Source organism: Sphingobium sp. FW305-3-2-15-F-TSA7, assembly GCF_058787155.1.
Genome location: NZ_JBYSZM010000043.1, coordinates 1 through 23,064, shown reverse-complemented (window position 1 = coordinate 23,064; position 23,064 = coordinate 1). Strand labels below are relative to the sequence as shown.

Annotated in this window: 21 protein-coding genes and 2 tRNA genes; 14 read left to right on the top strand and 9 right to left on the bottom strand. The window is 63.1% G+C overall.

Features of this window, described 5'->3' with window-relative positions:
- Window positions 1-25 precede the first annotated feature (25 nt).
- Window positions 26-1,705, bottom strand: a complete 1,680-nt coding sequence (gene ettA, locus AC3WN8_RS26265) for an energy-dependent translational throttle protein EttA (protein ID WP_492672466.1) — start codon at window positions 1,703-1,705, stop codon at window positions 26-28.
- A 203-nt stretch (window positions 1,706-1,908) separates the two neighbouring features.
- Between ettA and AC3WN8_RS26260 the strand changes: the two genes are divergently transcribed.
- The 5 genes from AC3WN8_RS26260 (at window position 1,909) to AC3WN8_RS26240 (ending at window position 4,762) form a co-directional block, all read left to right on the top strand.
- The gene (locus AC3WN8_RS26260) at window positions 1,909-3,264 is read left to right on the top strand and encodes a M20/M25/M40 family metallo-hydrolase (RefSeq protein ID WP_492672465.1); all 1,356 of its coding nucleotides are present in this window, start codon (window positions 1,909-1,911) and stop codon (window positions 3,262-3,264) included.
- A gap of 99 nt (window positions 3,265-3,363) precedes the next feature.
- Window positions 3,364-3,603, top strand: coding sequence for a hypothetical protein (locus AC3WN8_RS26255; RefSeq protein ID WP_492672464.1), 240 nt, complete (start codon window positions 3,364-3,366; stop codon window positions 3,601-3,603).
- Window positions 3,604-3,762: 159 nt separating this feature from the next.
- Window positions 3,763-3,837: transfer RNA gene (locus AC3WN8_RS26250), tRNA-Ile, on the top strand.
- 108 nt (window positions 3,838-3,945) lie between these two features.
- A tRNA-Pro gene (locus AC3WN8_RS26245) sits at window positions 3,946-4,022 on the top strand.
- A 143-nt stretch (window positions 4,023-4,165) separates the two neighbouring features.
- Complete coding sequence (locus AC3WN8_RS26240; protein ID WP_492672463.1) at window positions 4,166-4,762, top strand: HD domain-containing protein; 597 nt, start codon at window positions 4,166-4,168, stop codon at window positions 4,760-4,762.
- Between the two features lie 3 nt (window positions 4,763-4,765).
- On the opposite strand, the gene AC3WN8_RS26235 is transcribed toward AC3WN8_RS26240, so the two are convergent.
- Window positions 4,766-5,821, bottom strand: coding sequence for a polysaccharide deacetylase family protein (locus AC3WN8_RS26235; protein WP_492672462.1), 1,056 nt, complete (start codon window positions 5,819-5,821; stop codon window positions 4,766-4,768).
- Window positions 5,814-7,469 (bottom strand): sensor histidine kinase, encoded by a 1,656-nt coding sequence (locus AC3WN8_RS26230; protein WP_492672461.1) that lies wholly within the window; start codon window positions 7,467-7,469, stop codon window positions 5,814-5,816. The genes AC3WN8_RS26235 and AC3WN8_RS26230 overlap by 8 nt, the downstream gene beginning before the upstream one ends.
- 171 nt (window positions 7,470-7,640) lie before the next feature.
- Between AC3WN8_RS26230 and AC3WN8_RS26225 the strand changes: the two genes are divergently transcribed.
- Window positions 7,641-8,126 carry an Lrp/AsnC family transcriptional regulator gene (locus tag AC3WN8_RS26225; RefSeq protein WP_492672460.1) on the top strand — a complete coding sequence of 162 codons (486 nt, stop codon included), beginning with the start codon at window positions 7,641-7,643 and terminating at the stop codon, window positions 8,124-8,126.
- Between the two features lie 129 nt (window positions 8,127-8,255).
- On the opposite strand, the gene AC3WN8_RS26220 is transcribed toward AC3WN8_RS26225, so the two are convergent.
- The gene (locus AC3WN8_RS26220; RefSeq protein ID WP_492672459.1) at window positions 8,256-9,497 is read right to left on the bottom strand and encodes a hypothetical protein; all 1,242 of its coding nucleotides are present in this window, start codon (window positions 9,495-9,497) and stop codon (window positions 8,256-8,258) included.
- 195 nt (window positions 9,498-9,692) lie between these two features.
- On the opposite strand from AC3WN8_RS26220, the gene AC3WN8_RS26215 reads away from it, so the two are divergent.
- The 4 genes from AC3WN8_RS26215 to AC3WN8_RS26200 all read left to right on the top strand — a co-directional run bounded on the left by AC3WN8_RS26215 (window position 9,693) and on the right by AC3WN8_RS26200 (window position 15,493).
- Window positions 9,693-10,448: a YaaA family protein gene (locus AC3WN8_RS26215; protein WP_492672458.1), complete on the top strand. Its 756-nt coding sequence runs from the start codon at window positions 9,693-9,695 to the stop codon at window positions 10,446-10,448.
- A gap of 150 nt (window positions 10,449-10,598) precedes the next feature.
- Complete coding sequence (gene gyrA / locus AC3WN8_RS26210; protein ID WP_492672457.1) at window positions 10,599-13,352, top strand: DNA gyrase subunit A; 2,754 nt, start codon at window positions 10,599-10,601, stop codon at window positions 13,350-13,352.
- Window positions 13,353-13,478: 126 nt separating this feature from the next.
- The gene (locus AC3WN8_RS26205; RefSeq protein WP_492672456.1) at window positions 13,479-14,633 is read left to right on the top strand and encodes a GNAT family N-acetyltransferase; all 1,155 of its coding nucleotides are present in this window, start codon (window positions 13,479-13,481) and stop codon (window positions 14,631-14,633) included.
- A complete protein-coding gene (locus AC3WN8_RS26200; protein ID WP_492672455.1) occupies window positions 14,630-15,493 on the top strand; it encodes a cupin-like domain-containing protein in 864 nt (287 codons plus the stop codon). Before AC3WN8_RS26205 ends, AC3WN8_RS26200 begins: the two co-directional genes overlap by 4 nt.
- Here AC3WN8_RS26200 and AC3WN8_RS26195 read toward each other — a convergent pair whose 3' ends face one another.
- The 3 genes from AC3WN8_RS26195 to AC3WN8_RS26185 are packed head-to-tail and all read right to left on the bottom strand — an operon-like array spanning window position 15,494 to window position 16,972.
- Window positions 15,494-16,159, bottom strand: a complete 666-nt coding sequence (locus AC3WN8_RS26195) for a lysoplasmalogenase family protein (protein ID WP_492672454.1) — start codon at window positions 16,157-16,159, stop codon at window positions 15,494-15,496.
- Window positions 16,141-16,530, bottom strand: coding sequence for a VOC family protein (locus tag AC3WN8_RS26190; RefSeq protein WP_492672453.1), 390 nt, complete (start codon window positions 16,528-16,530; stop codon window positions 16,141-16,143). Before AC3WN8_RS26190 ends, AC3WN8_RS26195 begins: the two co-directional genes overlap by 19 nt.
- Window positions 16,531-16,540: 10 nt before the next feature.
- Window positions 16,541-16,972 carry a DUF488 domain-containing protein gene (locus AC3WN8_RS26185; RefSeq protein ID WP_492672452.1) on the bottom strand — a complete coding sequence of 144 codons (432 nt, stop codon included), beginning with the start codon at window positions 16,970-16,972 and terminating at the stop codon, window positions 16,541-16,543.
- Between the two features lie 146 nt (window positions 16,973-17,118).
- On the opposite strand from AC3WN8_RS26185, the gene trmFO reads away from it, so the two are divergent.
- Window positions 17,119-18,504: a methylenetetrahydrofolate--tRNA-(uracil(54)-C(5))-methyltransferase (FADH(2)-oxidizing) TrmFO gene (trmFO, locus tag AC3WN8_RS26180; RefSeq protein WP_492672451.1), complete on the top strand. Its 1,386-nt coding sequence runs from the start codon at window positions 17,119-17,121 to the stop codon at window positions 18,502-18,504.
- Here trmFO and AC3WN8_RS26175 read toward each other — a convergent pair.
- Both AC3WN8_RS26175 and AC3WN8_RS26170 read right to left on the bottom strand, forming a co-directional pair.
- Window positions 18,446-18,919 (bottom strand): EF-hand domain-containing protein, encoded by a 474-nt coding sequence (locus AC3WN8_RS26175; RefSeq protein ID WP_492672450.1) that lies wholly within the window; start codon window positions 18,917-18,919, stop codon window positions 18,446-18,448. The two genes, trmFO and AC3WN8_RS26175, sit on opposite strands and share 59 nt — an antisense overlap.
- 60 nt (window positions 18,920-18,979) lie before the next feature.
- Complete coding sequence (locus tag AC3WN8_RS26170; RefSeq protein WP_492672449.1) at window positions 18,980-19,639, bottom strand: squalene/phytoene synthase family protein; 660 nt, start codon at window positions 19,637-19,639, stop codon at window positions 18,980-18,982.
- Window positions 19,640-19,744: 105 nt separating this feature from the next.
- On the opposite strand from AC3WN8_RS26170, the gene AC3WN8_RS26165 reads away from it, so the two are divergent.
- From AC3WN8_RS26165 to AC3WN8_RS26155, 3 genes are read left to right on the top strand one after another with little or no spacing between them, the layout of a single operon-like run.
- A complete protein-coding gene (locus AC3WN8_RS26165; protein WP_492672448.1) occupies window positions 19,745-21,670 on the top strand; it encodes a TadE/TadG family type IV pilus assembly protein in 1,926 nt (641 codons plus the stop codon).
- Window positions 21,667-22,260 (top strand): TadE/TadG family type IV pilus assembly protein, encoded by a 594-nt coding sequence (locus tag AC3WN8_RS26160; RefSeq protein WP_492672447.1) that lies wholly within the window; start codon window positions 21,667-21,669, stop codon window positions 22,258-22,260. Before AC3WN8_RS26165 ends, AC3WN8_RS26160 begins: the two co-directional genes overlap by 4 nt.
- A complete protein-coding gene (locus AC3WN8_RS26155) occupies window positions 22,257-22,991 on the top strand; it encodes a TadE/TadG family type IV pilus assembly protein (protein WP_492672446.1) in 735 nt (244 codons plus the stop codon). The genes AC3WN8_RS26160 and AC3WN8_RS26155 overlap by 4 nt, the downstream gene beginning before the upstream one ends.
- Window positions 22,992-23,064: the final 73 nt, after the last annotated feature.

Below are 23,064 nucleotides of genomic sequence, written 5' to 3'. Positions count from 1 at the left end.
CACGCGCCCCGCCACGCGCGATACTTTAGCGGGTCAGCTTCTTGTACGCCAGCGCAGTCGGGCGGTCGGCAGCATCGCCCAGGCGACGACGCTTGTCTTCCTCATAGGCCCCGAAATTGCCCTCGAACCATTCGACATGGCTGTTGCCTTCGAAGGCGAGGATGTGGGTGGCGAGGCGATCGAGGAAGAAGCGATCGTGGCTGATCACCACCGCACAACCCGCGAAATTCTCGATCGCATCCTCTAGCGCGCGCAGCGTCTCGACGTCGAGATCGTTGGTTGGCTCATCGAGCAGCAACACATTGCCGCCACGCTTGAGCATCTTGGCCATGTGAACGCGGTTGCGCTCACCGCCCGAGAGCTTGCCGACATTCTTCTGCTGATCCTGCCCCTTGAAGTTGAACGCGCCGACATAGGCGCGCGTCGACTGATCGTGGCCATTGACCTTCATATAGTCGAGACCGTCCGAAATCTCTTCCCAGACGTTCTTCGATCCTTCGAGATGGTCCCGACTCTGATCGACATAGCCCAGACGAACGGTCTCGCCGATATCGATCTTGCCGGTATCGGGCGTTTCCTGACCGGTGATAAGCTTGAACAAGGTCGACTTGCCGGCGCCGTTGGGCCCGATCACGCCGACGATGCCACCCGCGGGCAATGTGAAGGACAGATCTTCGAACAACAGCTTGTCGCCATAGGCCTTGGAAACGCCGTTGACCTCGATCACCTTGCCACCGAGGCGCTCAGGCACCTGGATGACGATCTGCGCCTTGCCCGGCGTACGGTTCTCCTGCGCGGCGACGAGTTGGTCGAACTTGGAGATACGCGCCTTGGACTTGGTCTGGCGGCCCTTCGGTCCCTGCCGAATCCATTCCAGCTCTTCCTTGATCGCCTTCTGGCGCCCGGCGTCCTCGCGGTCTTCCTGCTCCAGACGCTTCGCCTTCTTTTCGAGATAGGTCGAATAATTGCCTTCGTAGGGGAAATATTTCCCGCGATCGAGCTCGAGGATCCAGCCGACCACATTGTCGAGAAAGTAGCGGTCGTGGGTGATCATCAACACCGCACCCGCATATTCCTTCAGGTGGTTCTCCAGCCAGTCGACGCTTTCGGCGTCGAGATGGTTGGTCGGCTCGTCGAGCAGCAGGATATCCGGTTTCTGGATCAGCAGCCGCGTCAGCGCGATCCGGCGCTTCTCGCCGCCTGAAAGATTTTCCACCGACCAGTCGCCGGGCGGGCAGCGCAATGCCTCCATCGCAATCTCGAGCTGATTGTCGAGCGTCCACCCATCGACCACGTCTATCTTTTCCTGCAGCTCGCCCATCTCGGTCAGCAGAGCATCGAAATCCACGTCTTCGGGCGGATCCGCCATCAGATTCGAAATCTCGTTGAAACGATCGACGAGGTCGGCAGTCTCGCGCGCGCCGTCCTTAACGTTCTCGAGCACGGTCTTTGTGGGGTCGAGCTGCGGTTCCTGCGCCAGATAACCGACGGTGATGTTCTCGCCCGGCCAGGCCTCGCCCGTGAAGTCGGTGTCGATGCCGGCCATGATCTTGATCAGCGTCGACTTGCCGGCACCGTTGGGGCCGACGATGCCGATCTTGGAACCCTGGTAGAACTGGATGTTGATGTTGCTGAGGACAGGCTTCTGGGCCCCGGGGAAGCTCTTGGTCATCCCCTTCATGACATAAGCATATTGTGCGGCCATCGGCGCGGGACTCCGTCGGATAGATGTGGCTGAATTTCGCCGGCAGCCCTAGCGGAGGCAAAAACGCTTGGCAAACGCCGCCAGAGCAGGCTGCTCTCATTATTTGTTGTCGCATCGCTTTCTGCGGAAAACCGGTACCCACTTTTCCGCGCGATGCTCCGGCGCACTTGCATATCGGAAGTGGGGAGTTACGAAACAAGCCCATGAAAAAGCTGATCCTGCTGGCACTTGCCGCCCCTTCGCTCGCGTCCGCCGCCTCGAATGATGCCGCGACACTCCGCGATGCCGCGCTCAAGGACGATGTCGCCTGGGACATCACCGAAGGGCTGACGACCGAAATCGGCCCGCGCCAGGCCGGCACCGAGGCCGAGGAACGCGCCCGCATCTGGGGCAAGGCGAAACTCGAAGCACTGGGTTTCCGCAATGTCCGGATCGAGATGTGCGAGATGCCAGTCTGGACGCGCGGCGCGGAAAGCGGATCGATCCTTGCCCCCTTTCCCGCGAAACTCGCCATCACCGCGCTGGGCAATAGCGGCGCCACGCCAGCCAGCGGCATCGAGGCGGAGCTCGTCTATTTTCCAACTCTCGCCGATCTGGAAGCGGCGCCGGCCGGCAGCCTCAAGGGCAAGATCGCCTTTGTCAGCCATGCGATGAAACGGACGCAGGACGGGTCGAGCTACGGCTATTTCGGCAGATTGCGCCGCAACGGCCCCGCGATCGCCGCGAACAAGGGCGCGGTCGGCATCATCATCCGCTCGATCGGTACCGATTATCACCGCAATCCGCATACCGGTGGCACCGTGTTCCCCGAGGGTACGAAGCCGATTCCGGCCGCTGCCCTCTCGATCCCCGACGCCGAGAATCTGGAACGCATCTTCGCGCGCGCAAAGCCGGTGCGGATGAAGCTGCTGCTGACCCCCAGCCGCGCCGAGAAGGGACAGTCGGGCAATGTGGTCGCTGAAGTGCCGGGAAGCGATCCCGATGCGGGAATCATCACGATCGGCGGTCATCTCGACAGCTGGGATCTCGCCACCGGTGCGATCGACGACGCGTCGGGCCTGGGCATCACCACTGCGGCAGCGAAGCGGATCATGGATGCCGGCCAACCCCGCCGCACGATCCGCGTCGTCTGGTTCGGTGCGGAGGAAGTGGGCGGCTGCGGCGGTCCCGATTATTTCGCGCGCCGCAAGGACGAGCGCCATGCCCTGACCGCCGAATCGGACTTCGGCGCGGACCGCGTCTGGCGATTCGCGGTGAAGCTGCCCGATGCCGCGAAGCCGGTTGCGGACCGGCTGGCAATCGCACTCGCGCCGCTGGGCATCGGACGCAACCAGGCCCCCGCCGGCGGCGGGGCGGACATCGCGCCGCTGGTGCGTGCCGGCGTGCCCGTGATCGACCTCGAACAGGACGGAACCCGCTATTTCGACGTGCATCACACACCCGACGATACGCTCGACAAGGTCGATCCGGAACAACTGCGACAGAACGTCGCGGCATGGACCGCAATGCTGTCGATCGTGGCCAATGCACCCGAAGAACTCGGGCCCGTTAACCGTTAATCCTCAATTTGTCGTTGACCGTGCAGGATTCATCGTTATTTGGGTCGGCTCGCGACGGCGTTCGGGCCGGCCGCGACAAATGCTATGGGAGCAAACCGAATGAAGAAAATGTCTTTCGTTCTCGCTGCCGCCGGCCTGATGACCCTGGCCGCCTGCGACAAGCCTGCTGAGAACGCCGTCGAGAACGCTGTCGAGAACGTCGATGCCGCTGCCGACAACCTCGAGGATGCCGCTGGCAACCTGACGCTCGACGCCGCCAATGGCGCTGCGAACGTTGCGGAAGACGCCGCGAATGCGGTCGACAACGCTGCTGCGAACGTCGCGGCGAGCGCTTCCTAATTCAGTGCCTGCCCGCTTCGGCGGGTGGATGCGAAAAGAACGGGCGGTCCGGATACGGATCGCCCGTTTTTTATTGTCTACCAATTGATCAGAGAAACAGCGGATGCTCCCCTCTTGCCATGGTGCCGGACGCTCCGCTATCGCGGCTCCACACCTTGGGGGCCTGTAGCTCAATGGTAGAGCTGGCCGCTCATAACGGCTAGGTTGGGGGTTCGAATCCCTCCGGGCCCACCAGTATGCGGCCACGGCTCCAGGGCCCGTCAGGCGTAACAAACCGACACTTGCTTTATTGATCATTCAGGCCTTCGCAGAACCGATTGAGGTTGCTAAGGGCTATCGCGTCGGGGAGTGGCGCAGGCTGGTAGCGCACCTGGTTTGGGACCAGGGGGTCGCAGGTTCGAATCCTGTCTCCCCGACCATCGCTTGGGAATGACGATTCTCAGCACATGCCTTTGGGCCAGCCGGAGCAGGCATCGCTCCATCCTCGCCAATACCGCGAGTCACCCGGTGACACGCTCGCGCCATTCCAGCATGCTGCGCGCGACACCGAGGATGATCGTCCATGAACGTCACCGAATCCCTGGAGGCGCTCGACCTCCCTTCATCCGTCACCGCCACCTGGCTATACCAGCTGGCGGAACCACATCGGCATTACCACACCCGCACGCACATCGAGCATATGCTGTCCCATCTCCCGACCACCGAGGCCAGTCGGGAGATGATCGCGGCGATCTGGCTGCACGACATCGTCTACGACCCGCGCGCTGCGGACAATGAGGAGAAATCGGCCGAACAGGCCCTTCGCGATCTGCAGGGGGTGGATATCGACGCTCAGCGCGTCGCTGAGCTGATCCGCGGCACCAAGCGTCATGAATGCGGCTCTGCGATGCAGAATCTTCTCAATGACCTCGATCTCGGCATCTTCGCGGCATCCCAGAGCGGTTACGGTCGCTACGCGGAGCGGATCAGGATGGAATATGCGTTCGTGCCGCGGGATATCTACACCGCCAACCGTATCCTCGTCCTCGAACGCTACAACGCCATGCGGATATTCAGGACGAACCGGTTCGCGGATTGGGAGCCGCACGCGCACGCCAATCTGCAATGGGAGATCGAGCTGCTGCGCGATTCCGGCGCTGTGGGCGGCGTGGGCCGCTGACCGTCAGGCGGGCCGGTTACGCCACGCCGCGTCGACGATCTCGTTCAATCCGGTCGGCTGGATCCCCAGTTTCACGAATTGCGCGAACACCGCGTCCCACCAGCCGTAAAATGCTCTGAGATCGGCCGCATCGCGGACATAGGGCGTATATCCGGCCTCCAGCGACGGCGAGTGGAAGGACAGGCTGAAGATATCCGTCCCCTCCCCCGCCAGCACGCGAATCGCTTCGCAGGCCTCGGCCGCGCCATAGCCCTCCGGGGTCAGCGGCACGCGCGTGAACAATCCTGTGCGCGACAGGACACCCTCGCCGCGCGGAATACGCTGGCTGAACCGGTGGAGCGACCGGCCGAATCCGCGCAGGTGCCCGATGAACGCCGCGGTCAGCGGCACTTCCAGCAACGTGCCGTCCGGCCCCGCCCAGAAAGGCTCGAGCCCGAAATCCAGGAAATCGGGGCCGCCCTCACCATGATAACGGAACAGGCTGCGGACCGAGACGTCGAGCCGATAGCCGAGCGATTCGAGAATCGCAGCGCTGTTCGGACCAATGCCGTAACGGCCGGCGCGATAGATGTCGGGCCGCTTGCCGAAACGCTCGGCGATGCGCTCCGTCAGCGCCACGATCTTGGCGCGTTCGAGTGCGGGCGGAAGATTACCGCAAAAGCTGTTGCGCGGCGTCAACTCCTCTTCGAACGGCGGATTGACCCAGGTGTGGAGCTGGGTCCCGATCGTGCAGCTGCCGCGTTCCAGCCAAGGCCTCAGGATCGCGACCGCTTCGTCGCTGTCGGCAATGGGATGATCGACGACATAGCAGGGCGCGACGCCGTTCGCCTCGAACATCGCCTGCCCCTCGGGCAACGCACGGACCGTCTCGGTCGCGACGTTCTCGCGCGCAAGCGGCTTGGTCCAGTCGAATTCCTCCTCGGTGTCGCACACCACGAAGAATCGACGGCCGAAATCCCGTGCCAGCGGCGCATGCGCGGCCACCGGTGGCGGAATATCGATCCGCACGCCCTTGTTCGATTCGCCGACAGTCATGTCCCCGGCCATGGCCTTAGCCACTATTCTCTCCCGCAGCCGGCGTGCCGATCGCACCGGGGAGGATGAGCGCGAAGCTGTCCGCACCGATCACAAACTGCCCCCCCGCCGCCAGCGCCAGATTGCGGACCAGCCGCAGCGCGAACCCCAGCCCGAGCAGCGGCGCTTCCGGCCAGTCGCCGTCCGGACTGTACCCGGGATCGAGCAATGCGCGCTCGTCCTGCTCGCCCAGGGCGCGCGGTCGCCCGACCCGCAGCGCGACCTGCGGCGTCTCCGGCTCCAGCTTGACGCTCAGCGCCTCGCCGCGCGCGGTGACCGCGATCACGGCCGCAAGCAGGCGCGAGAACATGCGCTCCAGCGCGGCCGGGTCCACCGACAGCGCAGGCAGGCCACGCGCAACCGCGACGCGGAGATGGACACCGCGATCGTCGGTGAGCGGAGCAAGCTCTCCGCAGATGCGTTCGAGCAGCGCCGCACCGTCGACGCGTGCACGCTCCAGCCGCAATGCGTTGCTGTCCACGCGCGCCGCCGTGTCGAGATCGTCGACCGCGCCGAGCAGCCGGCGGGCCTCACCCAATATCTCGATCGCCTTGGCGCGATAATCCTGTGCCGCGGGGCCGAGCATCTGCCGGTCGATCATCTCGGCGAAGCCCAGTATCGCATTGAGCGGCGTCCGCAGTTCATGGACGAGCTGGCGCAACGATTCGGGTGGCAGCGCCGATCCGTAAAGCCCCATGCCCGCCGGGACACGCGCGACCTCGTCGATTCGCGGCCGGCGCGCGGTGCCGCGATAACCGGTGAATCGGCCATCCTTGGAATTGAAGAAGGGAACCGCTGAAATCCGCCATTCGCCCGATGAGGCACCACCACCCGCGACCGAAAGCCGCGCGTCGCGGAACGGCGCGCGCCGGCGATAGGCGCCGGCGACGTGACCGTCGACGCCGTGATCGTGCGCATCGGCCACCGCCGCCATCGAGATGCCGATCAGCGGCTCGCGCGGCGCGCCTTCCACCCAGGTGACGATGCCGTCCGATCCGGTCTCGAACCGGAAATTGTCGGCGTGTGGCGGCTCGATGCTCGGCCCCGCTTCGGCAGCGGGCAACGGGCGGTCGCGGCGATAGGCGGCGATCCGATCGACCAGTTCGCGAATCTGGACGCCCCCCGTCAGCGGATCGGGCTCGGGCGGCCCCTCCATCGGGCCGGGGCGCTCCTGCTCCGCGGCGACGCGTTCGGATGTCGGGCCGGAGATGACCATATCGGTCGCGCCGAAGCTCGCCAACGCCTGGCCGACCACTGGATCGAGGTCGGTGCGATGACGCAGGAGTGCGCGGACCGGGGGCGCCAGCCGCGGCAGCAGAGATTTCCACTGATCGGCATCGAATCGCACCGTGCGCGCCAATGGCGCGACGATGCCGGCCCCGTCCTCGGCGAAGAAGACGAACAATGCCGGCGGAACACGGCGACCGGCCAGCGCGCGTGCAGCCTGTGCGCGGTCGGATGCGGGAACCGCGCCGCGCCAGGCGCGCAACGTGCCGTAGACGGTATCCGCCTGATCGTCGTCAGTTCGGGATTGGGCGACGAGATCGACGAGTTGGCGCCAGGCGACCCGGCGTGCCTCCGGCGTCGCGCCCGATCGCGCAATCACCGTTGCCGCCATGTCGTCGAACCGCAAACTATGGTCCCCTCGGGCTGCCGGGCGACGCCACGGCCATGAGATTGGTGGATAGCCAAGGGGACCCGTCAGGGGAAGGTGTGAAAAATCGCCGTTGCAATGTGGGACAATTGCAATGGCTCGTAATTAAATTATACAGTTGGCGCTATACGGGAATGGAAGTTCTTCAGAATGGCGCAATTGTCCATCGACGATCTCGATCGTCAGATTCTCGCCCTTTTGCAGGGCGACGGACGCATGACGAATGTCGAACTCGCCTCGCGGATCGGGCTCACGGCCCCGCCGTGCCTCAGGCGAGTCCGCAGCCTCGAGGATGCCGGGGTGATCCAGGGCTATAATGCCCGGCTCGATCAGGCGGCGTTGGGGTACGGCATCACCATCTTCGCGATGGTGAGCCTCCGCAGCCAGGCCGAGGCCGATCTCCAGGCATTCGAGCATCATGTTGCCGACCTGCCCGAGGTCCGCGAATGTCACATGCTCAATGGCGAGATCGATTTCCTGCTCAAGATCGTCGCACGCGACCTCCAGAGCTTCCAGAATTTCCTCACCTCAAAGCTCACGCCAGCACCCAATGTGATCAGCGTGAAGACCTCCCTGACCATCCGGCGTTCCAAATACGAACCCGGCGTCCCGCTGGAGGATGTCGAGCTGCTCTGATCGGGCGCCGACGAATCATATTCCGTGCAGGGTCACTGCCCATCTTTCTGGGCGATGCTCTAATCGACAGGCACAAAAAGGGGGGCGGCACACAGGCACCGCCCCCCCCTTTTCTTCGCTTGTGAAGGCTCAGGCAGTCTTGTCGAGCCAGGCCACCCAATATTGGGCAATGCCGGCGCGCGGCGTGCCCTGGACCTTGGCGAAGGCAGCCTTGGCGGCGTCCTTCTGCCCCTGGCGCGCCAGAGCGATGCCGAGGCGTGTATTGACCTCGTCGGCATCGACGCCACCCTTGCTGAGCGCGAGTTCGTAAAGCGTCGCGGCCTTGGCATAATCGCCATAGCCGAGATAGGCATTGGCGACACCCGCGGCGCTCACGCCGTTGGCGGCGCTGCCCGCGCTCTTCTCTTCAGTGGCGAGCGAGGCACGGTCGCCAGCGACCTTGGCCGTCACTTCCTTGTGAAGCTCGTTGACGTCGGGGCTGGTGCCCGGCGTCTTGCTCGCCTTCAGGTGATCCAGCACCAGCTTGGCCTCACCCGGCAGGCCCGCGCGGCTCGCCAGGAAGGCATATTCATAATGATCCTTCTCGCCGGCCAGCGAGTCGGACGCGAGCATCAGGCGATAGAGATCGATCAGCGGCTTGTCGGTCGGGTTCTGGCTGTCGCGGAACACGATCAGTGCGGTGCGCCAATTCTCGGGCGACGGATAAGCCTTGACGTGCATCACCGTCCAGCGGGTGACTTCACTGTTGAGCTTGCCCTTGTACGCCTGGCCGAAACCGAATTTGTACCAGTCTTCGGGCGCCTTCTTGCCGGTGGCCTCCTCGGTCTGGATCGCCTTTTCAAGCGCGGCGAGACCCTGCTGATATTTGCCGGTATCCGAATAGATCTTGGCCTGGCTCAGATAGAGGTCGGTGGTGTTGTAGTTGGCGGCCGCGGCGGCGGCATAGTCAGACTCCGCCTTCACATAGTCCTTGCGGTCTGACGCGAACTTGCCTGCAAAAAAACGATATTTTCCGACATCGGCGGCAGGCAGAAGCCCGGTACCGAGCATAGCGTTGATCGCCTTTTCCTGCGCCGCGGCATTCTGCATCTTGGTGCCGACATCCAGGCGATACTGGTTCAGCGTATAGATTTCCTCGGGCGTCTTCGCCGCGGGCTCCGCAGCATCGACGGCCGCCATCGTGCCCGGCCAATCCTGCGCCTTATAGACCTTGTCGATAGGCCCCGCCGCTTCGCGGAATTCCTTGCTCAGCTTGAGCGGGGCCGGTTTTTCTTCCTTGGGCTTCTTCTGCGCCTGCGCAGGAATCGCCGCCATCGACACGGAGCCCAGCGCAAGCGCGAGTCCGAGCGCCGTCTTCGATACCAATTTCATTGATCGTTTCTCCATCTTGATCGCATGGCCGCGCTGTCGCCGCGCGTTCTCAAACGCTGCCTAATCGCGCCCGCCTTGTGGCACAAGCCTCACAACCACGCGTTCCTCTTGGAGTTCCGGCGCTTAATCGCACTTGAACGTCGTTGTGCGCTATCACTTTGACGCGGCCGATGGCGATGGTCTACCCGGCGCGCAATGTTGGCCTTCCTCTCCCCCGCAAAATCGCTCGACTATGGCTCTGAAATTCCGCCTTTTGCGGCGACGAGCCCACGTTTCGAATCCGAATCGGCGATTCTCGCCGATGCCGCCGCGACGCTTTCCGCACAGCGGCTGATGGCAATCATGGACATTTCGGAAAATCTCGCGGTGCTGAACGTGGAGCGGTACGCGAATTTCGCCAACCTGCCGACGCGGCCCGCAATCTACGCCTTTGCCGGCGACGTCTATGTCGGATTCGAGGCGCGGACGCTGGACGAGCCGGCGATCCGTTTCGCACAGGATCATGTCCGCATCCTGTCCGGTCTCTACGGCCTGCTCAGGCCACTCGACGAAATCCGCCCCTATCGGCTCGAAATGGGCACGCGCTGGGCGCCGGCGAGCGGGGACCTTTACGGTTTCTGGGGCCAGAGGATCGCCGATCTCGCCATGGCCGATCTGAAAGCCGAGGGGTCGGACACTATCGTCAATCTCGCCAGCCGCGAATATTGGGGCGCGGTCGAGGGACGACTCGATCCCGGCATCCGCGTGATCACCATCGATTTCCGCGAGGAAGGGCCGGCCGGTCTCCGCTTCAACAGCTTCGCCGCCAAGCGCGCGCGCGGGATGATGGCCCGCTTCATCTGCGAACATCATCACCGCGACGTCGAAGCGCTCAAGGGCTTCGAGACCGACGGCTATCGCTACGAGCCCGAAGGCAGCGACGAGACGCTCTGGCGCTTCATCCGGCGCTGAGAATCCGTTCGAGAAAGGCCGCATCGGCCGCCTGCCCGCTCCGATTCACATCCTCGCGCGCGTGCGCGTACGTACGCGCGAGGGGTGGCGCTGCCGTCGCCCATGGGCTAGGACGTGTCATCGACACGAAACAAATCTGAAAGCACCAAATTGAGCACCGACGAGACCGTCCTCGCCGACCCTTCGGACATTACCCCGATCAACATCGTCGACGAAATGAAGTCGAGCTATCTCGACTATGCGATGTCGGTGATCGTCAGCCGCGCGCTGCCCGATGTGCGCGACGGCCTGAAGCCCGTCCATCGCCGCATTCTCTACGCCTGCCAGGAAGCGGGCTATGTCGCCGGACGTCCCTATCGCAAGTGCAGCCGCATCGTCGGCGACGTCATGGGTAAATATCACCCGCACGGCGACAGCGCGATCTACATGGCCCTCGCCCGTCTGGCGCAGGACTGGTCGATGCGCGTGATGCTGATCGATGGTCAGGGCAATTTCGGATCGATGGATCCCGACGAGCCGGCGGCGATGCGGTATACCGAGGCCCGCCTGGCCAAGGTGACCAATTATCTGCTCGAGGATCTCGACAAGGACACCGTCGATTTCACGCCGAACTACGACGCGTCCGAGACCGAGCCCCAGGTTCTGCCCGCGCGCTTCCCCAATCTGCTGGTCAACGGCGCCGGCGGCATCGCAGTCGGCATGGCGACCAACATCCCGCCGCACAATCTGGGCGAAGTCATCGACGCCTGCCTGGCCTATATCGATCGTGGCGTGCTCGGCGGTGAAGAGGTCACTATCGACGATCTGATCCAGATCGTGCCCGGTCCCGATTTCCCGACCGGCGCGCTGATCCTGGGCCAGCATGGCGCCCGTTCCGCCTATCACACCGGGCGCGGCTCGATCATCATGCGATCCAAGCATGTCGTCGAGGAAGGTCGCGGCGACCGCCGTTCGATCGTGCTCACCGAAATCCCCTATCAGACCGGCAAGAACAATCTGGTCGAAAAGATCGCCGAAGCCGCCAAGGACAAGCGGATCGAAGGCATTTCGGACATTCGCGACGAATCCAACCGGCTCGGCGTGCGCATCGTCATCGACCTGAAGCGCGATGCGACGCCCGATGTCGTGCTCAACCAGCTCTGGCGTCACACGCCGGCGCAAAACAGCTTCCCGGCCAATATGCTCGCCATTCGCGGCGGCCGCCCCGAATTGCTGAACCTGCGCGACATCATCGAGGCCTTCGTCACCTTCCGCGAAGAGGTGATCACCCGCCGCTCGAAATTCGAGCTGATGAAGGCGCGCGAGCGCGCGCATCTCTTGCTCGGCCTCGTCATCGCGGTCAGCAACCTGGACGAGGTGGTCCGCATCATCCGGGGTTCGTCGAGCCCCGCCGAAGCGCGTGCGGCATTGCTGGCGCGCGAATGGCCGGTCGCGGAGATCGCGGGCTATATCCGCCTGGTCGAAGCGGTCGACCATGAGGTCGAAGGCGACAGCTACAAGCTGTCCGAACTCCAGGTCCGCGCGATCCTCGACCTGCGCCTGCATCGATTGACCGCGCTGGGCCGCGACGAAATCGGCAACGAACTCAAGATCCTCGCCGACAGCATCGCCGAGCTGCTCTCGATCCTGGCGGATCGCATCAAGCTCTACGGCGTGATGCGCGACGAGATCCAGGCGGTCCGCGACGAGTTCGCGACGCCGCGCCGGACGCAGATCGCGCCGGCGGCCGACGGCATCGACGACGAGGATCTGATCGAGCGCGAGGAGATGGTCGTCACCGTCACCCTGGGCGGCTATATCAAGCGCACCAGCCTCGACACCTTCCGCGCGCAGAAGCGCGGCGGCAAGGGCCGCGCCGGCATGGCGACCAAGGACGAGGACGCGGTCACCGAATTGTTCGTCACGTCCACCCACACGCCGGTGCTGTTCTTCTCCACGCACGGCAAAGTCTACCGCATGAAAGTGTGGCGCCTGCCCGAGGGCGCGCCCGCCACGCGCGGCCGATCGATGAACAATCTGCTGCCGCTGGCCGAGGGCGAGATGATCTCGACGGTGCTGCCGCTGCCCGAGGACGAGGCGGAGTGGAGCAAGCTCCACGTCATCTTCGCCACCGCGCATGGCGGCGTCCGCCGCAACAGCATGGATTCCTTCTCGAACGTGCCGACCAACGGTAAATTCGCGATGCGCTTCGACGAAGATGCGACCGACCGGTTGATCGGCGTCGCGCTGCTGACCGAGGAGGACGATGTCCTGCTCGCCACGCGCCAGGGCAAGGCGATCCGTTTCGAGGCGACGGCGGTGCGCGAATTCCAGAGCCGCACGTCGACCGGCGTGCGCGGCGTCACCCTGAAGGAAGACGACGAGGTGATCTCGCTGTCGATCCTGCGCGGTTCGGACGCCACCACCGAGGAGCGCGAAGCCTATCTTCGCGCAGCGCCGTGGAAGGACAATGAGAACGAACCGACGCTGTCGCCCGAGCGCATGAAGCAGCTCGAGGACGCGGAGGAGTTCATCCTCACCGTCTGCGCCAATGGCTATGGCAAGCGCAGCTCGGCCTATGAATATCGCCGCACCAATCGCGGCGGCCAGGGCATCACCAATATCGACAATATCGGCCGCAACGGCCCGGTGGTGGCAAGTTTCCCGGCGCATGCGCATGAACAGCTCATGCTGGTCACCGATCAGGCCAAGCTGATCCGCATGGGCCTGGACACGCTGCGCGTCATCGGTCGCGGCAGTGCCGGCGTCCGCCTGTTCAACGTCTCGGACAATGAACATGTTGTCAGCGCCGCGAAGATCGAGGAAAGCGACGACGACGCCGAGACCGGCGAGGAAACCGGGACGGCAGCCGAAGCGAAAAGCGAAGCCGGAAACGGCACTGCGGACGAGCCGGCCGGCGAGTGATCGCCGGCCAGCGCCCGGCGCGCTGTTAACCCATCGCCTTTCCGGAAAATTAAGCGTCATGGCCTAAGGCCGGCACATGGTCCGCTGCCGGCAATCCGCATGGGTGTAGAGCCTGGAATCCCCGCAATGGCGCGGGGTCTGCCCGCCGGCCCCGCGCCGGCGGCGACGCTGGTCGTGCCGGCGGCGCTCGATTCGGCGCAGTTGACCGGATGGCGCGATCTGGCGCGTCATGCCGCCGAGCCCAATTGTTTCCTCCACCCCTGGTTCATGCTGCCCAGCCTGAAGCATCTTTCGGATGGCGCGGACATCCGCATCGCCATGGTCATGGCGGGCCGCGCGATGATCGCGCTCATGCCCGTCGTCATCGCGCAGCGCTATGGCCGGATGCCCGCATCGCATGTCGAGAATTGGGTCCATGGCCAGAGCTTCCTCGGTACGCCGCTGATCCGGACCGGGCATGAGACCGAGGCCGCCGCGGCGCTGATCAGCCTGTTCGACGGTCATGACTGGGCGCGCGGCTTCCTCCACATCACCCATATCGCCGAGCATGGCCCGGTGCATCAGGGTTTCATCGCCGCCGCCGCCGCACGCGGACGCCCTTGCGACACGGTCAACCGCCGCTCACGCGCGCTGCTGGAGAGCGAGCTCGACGCCGACGCCTATGTCGACCGGGCGATCCGCGGCAAGAAGCGCAAGGAATTCCGACGCCTTGCCAACCGCCTTGCCGAACTGGGCCGGGTCGAGACCCGCGCCTTCGGCCCGGGAGACGATGCAGCCGCCTGGGCAGCCGATTTCCTGCGCCTCGAAAGCGCTGGCTGGAAAGGCAGCGACGGTGAGGCACTGGCCAACGATATCGCCACACGCAGTTTCTTCGAGGATGTCGTCACCGGCGCCGCCGATGCGCGCATGCTCGATATACTGCGCATCGACATCGACGGCCGCGCTATCGCCATGCTGGTCAACTTCGCCGCACCGCCGGGCAGCTTCTCCTACAAGATCGCCTATGACGAGGAATTCGCCCGCTTCTCTCCCGGCGTGCTGATCGAGCTTGCGAACATCACGCGCGTGCTCGGCTCGGACACCATCCGCTGGATGGACAGTTGCGCCGCCGAAGGCCATCCGATGATCGACCGGCTCTGGACCGAACGCCGTTCGATCGTCCGCATCACCCTGCCGCTGTCGGGCCTTGCCCGTCGCGCCGAATTCGCACTGTGCCGCACCGCCGAAAACGCGTCCGCGGCGCTCCGTACACTCCTCGCCGACCGGAAAGGCGCGACATGACCGATATCCTCGCTTTCGACGACGCATCCCGCGCCGCGCTGGCCGCCGCCTATCCCGAAACGCCCGCGATCATCCCGCACCGGCTGCTGACGCATCCGCTGCTGACATTGGAGTCGCTCGCCACGCTGGGTTCGCGCCTGCCCGCGAAAAGCGTCGAATATAACAGTGGCGCGCTGCCGATCGGCGTCGATCCCGCGGCGACGCCGGGCAATGGCCTGGGCATCGAGGATACGATCCGCTCGATCGAGGAGAACGGATCCTGGATGGTGCTCAAGAATGTCGAGCAGGATCCCGCCTACGCCGCGCTGCTGAACGGCGCGCTCGCAGAAATCGTGCCGGTTATCGATCCGGTGACGGGGCCGATGGGCAAGCTCGAGGCGTTCATCTTCGTCTCCTCGCCTGGCGCGGTCACGCCGTTCCATTTCGATCCCGAGCACAATATCCTGCTCCAGATCCGCGGCAACAAGATCATGACGGTCTTCCCGCCCGACGACGCCGAACTCGCCAGCCATTATGCACACGAAGCGTTCCACCGCGGCGAACATCATCGCAACCTGCCCTGGCACGACGCGTTCGCCGCCAAGGGGCGTGCCTTCACGCTCACGCCGGGTGATGCCATCCATGTGCCGGTCAAGGCGCCGCACTGGGTGCAGAACGGCCCGGCAGTCTCGATCTCGCTCTCGGTGACGTGGCGATCGGACTGGAGCATGGAAGAGGCGGATGCGCGCCTGGCGAACCATTATCTTCGCAAGCTCGGCCTCGATCCGCGCGCGCCCGGCCGCTTCCCTGAGCGCAACCGCACCAAGGCGATCGCGCATCGCGCCTATGCCAAGGCGGTCCGAACGATCAAGGGCGCCTGATCAGGCCGAAATCGGACGCGGCAGCGAGCGCGTCACCCCCGTGAAGATCAGAAGCTGGCCGAGATAATAGAGCAGCCAGATCGCAGGGCTGACCCAGACCGCCCCCTCCAGCGGCCCCATCCGTGCGAAGATCAGCAGATCGGACAGCAGGAACATCATCGCGCCGAGCCCGGTCCGCAACCGCGGGAATCGGCTCGCCCATGCAGCGCCGGCCATTGCCGCCACGAACAGGGCATAGAGCGCGATGCCCGGCGCCTGTGCCCGGTCGGCGGGCAACGACCAGGCGATGAAGGCGCCAAGCGGCACCACGAGCAGCGCGAGGGCATATTGGCTGCCCGTCATCACTGGCCGGCGATTGGTGAGGTAAAGCGCGAGCGCCGCGATATGCGCGGCCACGAAGGCAATCGCACCAACGGTCAGACCAGCGAGTTCGAGCAGCACATCGCCAAGCGCGCCCAGTGCGAGCATCAACGCCAGCAGCCAGCCGTCACGTCCCCGCGCCTCGATCGCCGCCGCGACCGCGAGCAGCGCTACGCCCGCACCCTTCCAAAAAATGGTCAGGCCAGGCGACCAGGAGAGCCCGAGGATCGGAATATAGCTGAGACCAAAGGCGATACTGAGCGCGATCAACGCGCGCGTCATGCTGCTCAGGCCGGCTTGTGGCACACTGCCTCCACGTTGATCCCGTCGGGGTCGAGCACGAATGCGGCATAATAATCGGAGCCGTAATGCGGCCTGATCCCGGGGCCGCCATTGTCGCGGCCCCCGGCATCGAGAGCGGCGGTATGAAAGGCGTCGACGATCGCACGATCCTCGACGCGGAAGGCGATGTGCGTCCCCTGCCCCACGCGTTCATTGTCGCCGATCCAGAAAAAGGGATTGCCGTCCGCACCATAACCGACCGCCGTGCCGCTCGACTCGGTGAGTTCGGGACCGACTTCCATCATCTCGACGATGCCGAGCGGGGCCAGCGCCTTTGCGTAAAAGGCGCGCGAACGCGCCAGATCCGAAACCGCGACACCAATATGGTCGAGCATGGCATCCTCCTCAAATATAGAGATCGACGATCTCGGCATCGGCGGCGACCGCCTGGTGAAGCAAGGTGCGGTGGCATATGCCCGGATCGCGCTCGAAACAGAGCAAGGCGCTCGGCTTTTCACGCGCCAGTTCGATCATCTGCGCCGCCTGCACCATCGCCTCGGGCAATTCGAGCTGGCCGGCATAGACGCGCTCCAACCCGGCACGATTGCCCTTGCGCGCGGCTTCGCGCCCTTCGGGTGGCGTGCCGAGCGCCTTCAGATGGACATAGTCGATGCCTGCTTCGCGCAGCCCCGCGGCCAGCACATTCTTCGAGAAACCGGGCTTGCGCGACAGCGGGACCGCACGCACGTCGATCACGCGCGCCACGCCGGCAGCCTGGAGCGCAGCGACGAACGCATCCTGCGTCGCGCCCTCATAGCCGATGGTGAACAGCTTCATGAACGCAGCATAGCAAAGACGCCCGCTCTGCCTACAGCAAGTTTCGCGATCCGCGGATCGCGAAACTTGCTGTAGATTCTGACGGCCGCATCGCTTGGGCGGAAAACCGGTTCCCACTTTTCCGCGCGATGCTTTAGAGGCCACCCATGACCCATCAGATCCATATCATCGGCGGCGGACTTGCCGGCTCCGAGGCCGCATGGCAGCTGGCCAATGCCGGCGTGAAGGTACGCCTCTCCGAAATGCGCGGCAGCGGTGAGATGACGCCGGCACACCAGACGGAGGGGCTAGCCGAACTGGTCTGCTCGAACAGCTTCCGCTCGGACGATGCGTCGAGCAATGCCGTGGGGCTGCTCCATGCCGAGATGCGTGCGCTCGGCTCGCTGATCATGGCGCAGGGCGATATCCACAAAGTGCCCGCCGGCTCCGCGCTTGCGGTCGACCGCGACGGCTTTTCGGCCGGCGTCACCGCGGCGCTCGAAGCCCATCCCAATATCGAGATCGTCCGCGAGCGGATCGATGCGCTTCCCGTCTCGGGCCTGACCATCGTCGCCACCGGCCCGCTTACCGCGGCGCGCCTTGCCGAAAGCATCGGCGCTGAGACCGGCGCGGACGCGCTCGCCTTTTTCGACGCCATCGCCCCCATCGTCCACCGCGACAGCATCGACATGGATATCTGCTGGATGGCGAGCCGCTGGGACAAGGGCGAAACCAAGGATTACATCAACTGCCCGATGACCAAGGACCAGTATCTGGCCTTCCACCAGGGGCTGATGGACGGCGAAAAAACCGAGTTCAAGGAATGGGAGCGCGACACACCCTATTTCGAGGGCTGCATGCCGATTGAGGTGATGGCCGAACGCGGCCTCGACACGCTCCGCTTCGGCCCGATGAAACCCGTCGGCCTCGACGATCCGCGCACCGGCCGCTGGCCATGGGCCGTCGTCCAGTTGCGGCAAGACAATGCGCTGGGCACTTTGTGGAATATGGTCGGATTCCAGACCAAGCTGAAACATGCCGAACAGGTTCGCCTGTTCCGCACGATTCCGGGACTGGAAAAGGCCGAGTTCGCGCGGCTGGGCGGCCTCCACCGCAACACTTTCATCCAGTCGCCCAAGCTGCTCGACGGCGAACTCCGGCTCAAAAGCGCGCCGCATGTCCGCTTTGCCGGGCAGATCACCGGGTGTGAAGGCTATGTGGAATCCTCCGCGGTCGGCCTGCTCGCCGGCCGTTTCGCCGCCGCCGAGATATTGGGGGAGATGCTCGCACCTCCCCCGCCGACCACGGCGCTCGGCGCCTTGCTCGGCCATATCACCGGCGGCGCCGCGATCGACGACTATCAGCCGATGAACGTCAATTTCGGTCTGTTCCCGCCGCTCGCGCTCGAACGCAAGACGAAGAAGGCGGATCGCAAGCTGCTCTATACCGATCGCGCGCGCGCCGCGTTGGCGGAATGGATCGGCGAGGAAGCGATCAGCTCTCCTCCTCCTCCGAAACCGGCCGCGCCGGCGGGCAATCCGGCTTCGGCTTGACCTTTCGCACCACCGCAGTCGTCGCGAATTCGGTGCGGGTCAGCCGTCCGGAACTGTCGGCATCGGCCTTGGCGAATTTCTCGCGCGTCTTGATCGACCATTCGTCGAACGACAGCCGGCCGTCGCGATCGACATCGAGCTTCGCGAACGCCTTGCGCCGGCTCGCGAAATATTCCTCGGTCGCGATCTCCTCATTCTTGTCCTTGTCGATGCGGTTGAAGCGCTTTTCCTCGCGCGTCTTGTCGCTCGCCGCCGGCGGCTGAGCCATCGCATCGCCCAGCAAGGGCAGGCTCAGATCGCGCGCAGCGACCTGTTTCGGCTGTGGCAGATCGTCCCTCGCCCGCCCCTGCCACCACAGGAAAAATGCCCCCGCGAGCAGCAATGCAGACGCCACACCGGCCACGAACCGTCCCATTTCGCCCTCCCCTATGCGCGAACGGCCATGCTAGCGCGGCGCGGGCCGCAGCGTAAAGCCTCAGCGACCGGTCAAACGGTGCCGCAGCATCGCGAACTGGCGCGCGGGCGAGCCGCGCCTGGCCGGTGGCCCGCCGGCGCGCGCATCGCGGCGCGCTAATGTGGCGATCATGCCCAGTGGCCGCGCCTGTTTGGGCCAGCGCGTCGCGAATGCGGTTTCAAGCATTGGAACGGCGAACAGCATAGCGCGGCGGGTGGTGTCGGCATCCGAGCAATGGCAGGCGAAGTCGGTCAAACTCCAGCCCTGGCCGGCCATCTGGAGCGGGTCGAACATATCGGCGCCCAATATATGGCCTGCCGTGCGAAACAACGCACCGCCTCGCGCGCCGGCAAACGCTAGAAGTGCATCATCTGGGACAGGAAAGGGTGCGAGCAATTCGATCCAGCCATCGACCATCGTCGCGAGCAGATCGGTGTCGAGATCGTGCCGTTCAACCAGCATGGCCATGTCGCGCAACAGCGGTTCCGCCGGCACATCAGCCTTGCCCAGTGCCGAAAGCGCATCACGCCACCAGGTCAACCGCATCTCACCGATCAATGGCTCACGCGTCGCCCGGACGATGCCGCCAAGGCGAGCATCGAGCGCGAAGAGCAATCTTAAGGAGTCTCGTTTCCGTGCAGGCGCATGGACCAAGGCCAGAGCGAGTTCCGCATCAACCACTACAGTTACAACCCCGCCGGTTCAGGAAACCAGTTGTTAGTCAATTGCTGGCAAGGGTGCACGATGAGGTGTGCCCTGCACGCCTCGTGGGGATCGGGTTGGGGCATGAAGAAGCGGCAGGACAGGCAACGGAGCATGGCGCGGCGCATAATGCGTTTCGCGGCGGATACCAGTGGCAATGCAATGATGATCATGGCGATCTCGATGATCCCGATCATCGGCATGGTCGGCTCCGCGTTCGACATGGCGCGCCTCTACATGGTCAAGTCACGCCTCCAGCAGGCCTGCGACGCGGGGGCGTTGGCAGGTCGAAAGGCCATGACAACCGCCAATTTCGATACAGAGACGGCTGCGCAGACGCAGGCTGAAAATTTCTTCAGTTTCAACTATCCGGTTGGTTCGTTCGGAACAACTGGCATCGACTTCACCCCCCGTGGCACCGCCGCTGGTCAGGTCGAAGCAGACGCAACCGCAACCGTCCCCATGACGCTCATGCGCTTGTTCAACAAGCCCGCGATCGCGATCAGTGTAAGCTGCGAGGCGATCCTGGAGATCGCGAACACGGATGTCGTATTCGTGCTCGACGTTAGCGGCACGATGAACTGCGCGGCGAGCGATACCGATGCAACATGCCTGAACAACGGCGACGTCGAAAAAACGAACGCCAGAATCAAGGCATTGCGAACTGCGGTTGAGGATTTCTACACAACGATCAATGGCGCCATAAGCAACGAAGCGCGTTTGCGATTTGCTTTCGTTCCTTATTCAACGACAGTGAACATGGGCACCTTGATGCCCAGCACGTATATAAACGATGCACATAATTATCGTTCACGCGTCGCTAAATTCTCGACCGCCTCATATGCAGATCAGCCAAATTCTTCCGCAGCACCAGTAATCGAAACTTATGGATCTGCAATATCGTCTTCAAATTGCTCTAAATACGGAAGCAATCAAGCATTTACTGGGTTTGCTCCGAATCCAGCAGGAACTCCGTTACCCGCCGTCGGAAATCTACCAAACACTCGCACCGTAACGAGATACGTCGTAAAAGATTGGGGCGGTTCAACAAATATTTCCGGAAGTGGCAACAAAACATGCCGGCGCGATAAGATCGTCGACACCTATCTGCCTGGATTCAAATTTACGAACTGGATATACAGATCGGAAAGCATCGATGTCAGTCAATATAAAGTCAAGACTCCAATAACGATCGCCACCGGATCGTCCGGCCATGTGCTGACATCCGGTGAATACGACCTCGTTCAATTGCCGACGCTGGCCGGAGCGACTGGACTGAGCACAGAAACAGTGACCTGGCCGGGGTGCCTGGAAGAGCGAGATACGACGGCAGCGACTTCATTTACGCCGATCCCCAGTGGCGCGATCGATCTCGATATCGACAAGATTCCCGATTCGACTGCATCCAGCTGGCGGCCAAAATTCGGCAAGATGATCTTCGACACGGACGCAACGAGCAATCCGGACGATGTCTGCCCCAAGCAAGTGTCCAAGCTGACGACAATGACGCTGGCCCAGGTCCAGAGCTACCTGCTGGCGTCCAATGGCTTCGTTGCCGATGGTGGCACCTATCACGACATTGGCATTTTGTGGGGCGCGCGCGTGTTGTCACCCACCGGCATCTTCGGCAGCGAGAATACGACCGCCCCGAATGGCAAGCCGATCAGCCGCCATATCATCTATATGACGGATGGCGAGATGCGGCCGGATCCGGGCATTTACAGTCTTTACGGATTTGAAAAGCTCGACCGCAGAGTGATGGGAAGCGGCACCACCCCCACGCTGGCGAATATGAAAGCACGCCACAATCTGCGCTTCAGCGCGATCTGTGCTGCCGCAAAGGCAAAGAACATCACGATCTGGGTGGTCGCCTATGCACCGGCGATCACGACAGAATTGAGCGGCTGCGCCAATTCCGGGAAGGCATTCATTGCCTCGACCGATCAGGCCTTGAAGGACAAATTCAAGGAGATCGCGGCAAAGATCGCCGAACTGAGGCTACAGAAATGATCGACGCCATTTCCCGACTCCGGCAATTCACGTCCGATCGCAAAGGCGTGACAGCCGTCGAATTCGCCATGATAGCACCCGTCATGATCCTCACGGTCTGCGGATGTCTGGAAGTTGGCTATCAGGCCTATATCGTCGCGGTGCTGCAGGGCGCCCTAAATGAGGCGGGTCGTAACTCGACACTCGAAAACGCCAGCAGCAAGATCACGGCGATCGATCAACGGGTCGAAAATCAGGTGAAAACCATATCAAAGAACGCAACCTTTATCAGCGCTCGAAAGAGCTATTCTACTTTTTCGGATGTCGGAAATCCGGAACCTTTCACAGACTCAAACAATGATGGAATACGTTCAAGCAACGAATGCTATCAGGATCTCAATGGTAACGGCACATTCGACCTTGATCGAGGCAAGGATGGATCGGGTGGGCCGGACGATATCGTACGCTACACAGTGACCGTTACCTATCCTCGAATAATGCCGATCAAGATTTTCGGATGGTCCGCCAACAATACGGCAACTGCCACGACGGTGCTCCGCAATCAGCCCTATGGCAACCAGGTCATCCCCGTCGTGGTCTGCGCATCATGAAGATATCGATCGGCCTTCGCTGCCTTCGTACACTCATGTCGCGCATCGCCAGTGCGCGCTCCGGCGTTGCATATGTCGAATTTGCCTATGCCCTCCCTATCGTTCTGGCAGTCGGTGCGGGCGGTATCGAGGCAGCCAATCTTGCCATGGCTCATATGAGAATTAGCCAGATCGCGCTCTCGATGGCGGATAACACGTCGCGTATCGGTCAGGATGGCGCGCTCTCGCAAACCCAGATTCGAGAAGTCGACGTCGTCGATACGTTTGCGGCCGCCACTCAGCAGGCAGGCAAGCTGAACATCTCCAGCAAGGCGCGAATCGTGCTTTCGAGCCTGGAGCGAAACAGCTCGGGAGGGCAATGGATTCACTGGCAACGGTGCATGGGCACGCTGAAAAAGAACGGCACCCTCATCCAGTCCGCCTACGGCACGCTGGGTACGTACGGGACGCAGGGCACGGGCGCCAGCGGAACCGCATTTCTCGGCATGGGGCCAGCGGACAACCGCATGACGGCACCTGCGGGCAGTGCGGTTATGTTCGTGGAAATCACCTACCAATACGAACCACTCATCAGCACAGCATATTTCGGTACGCCGCAGATCAAATATAACGCGGCATTTCTGGTTCGGGATAAACGTGACTTGACGGGCGACAGCACGAAAACAGGCAAATACGCCAATGTGTACAACCCCACACCTGCGGTACCGGACGCCCAGATTCGCTTCTGCTAGGCTGTGGTGACGATTTAATCATTTGAGCCATAGCATGATGCTGGCGAGTTTGATGAATCCGAGGAAGTGTTGG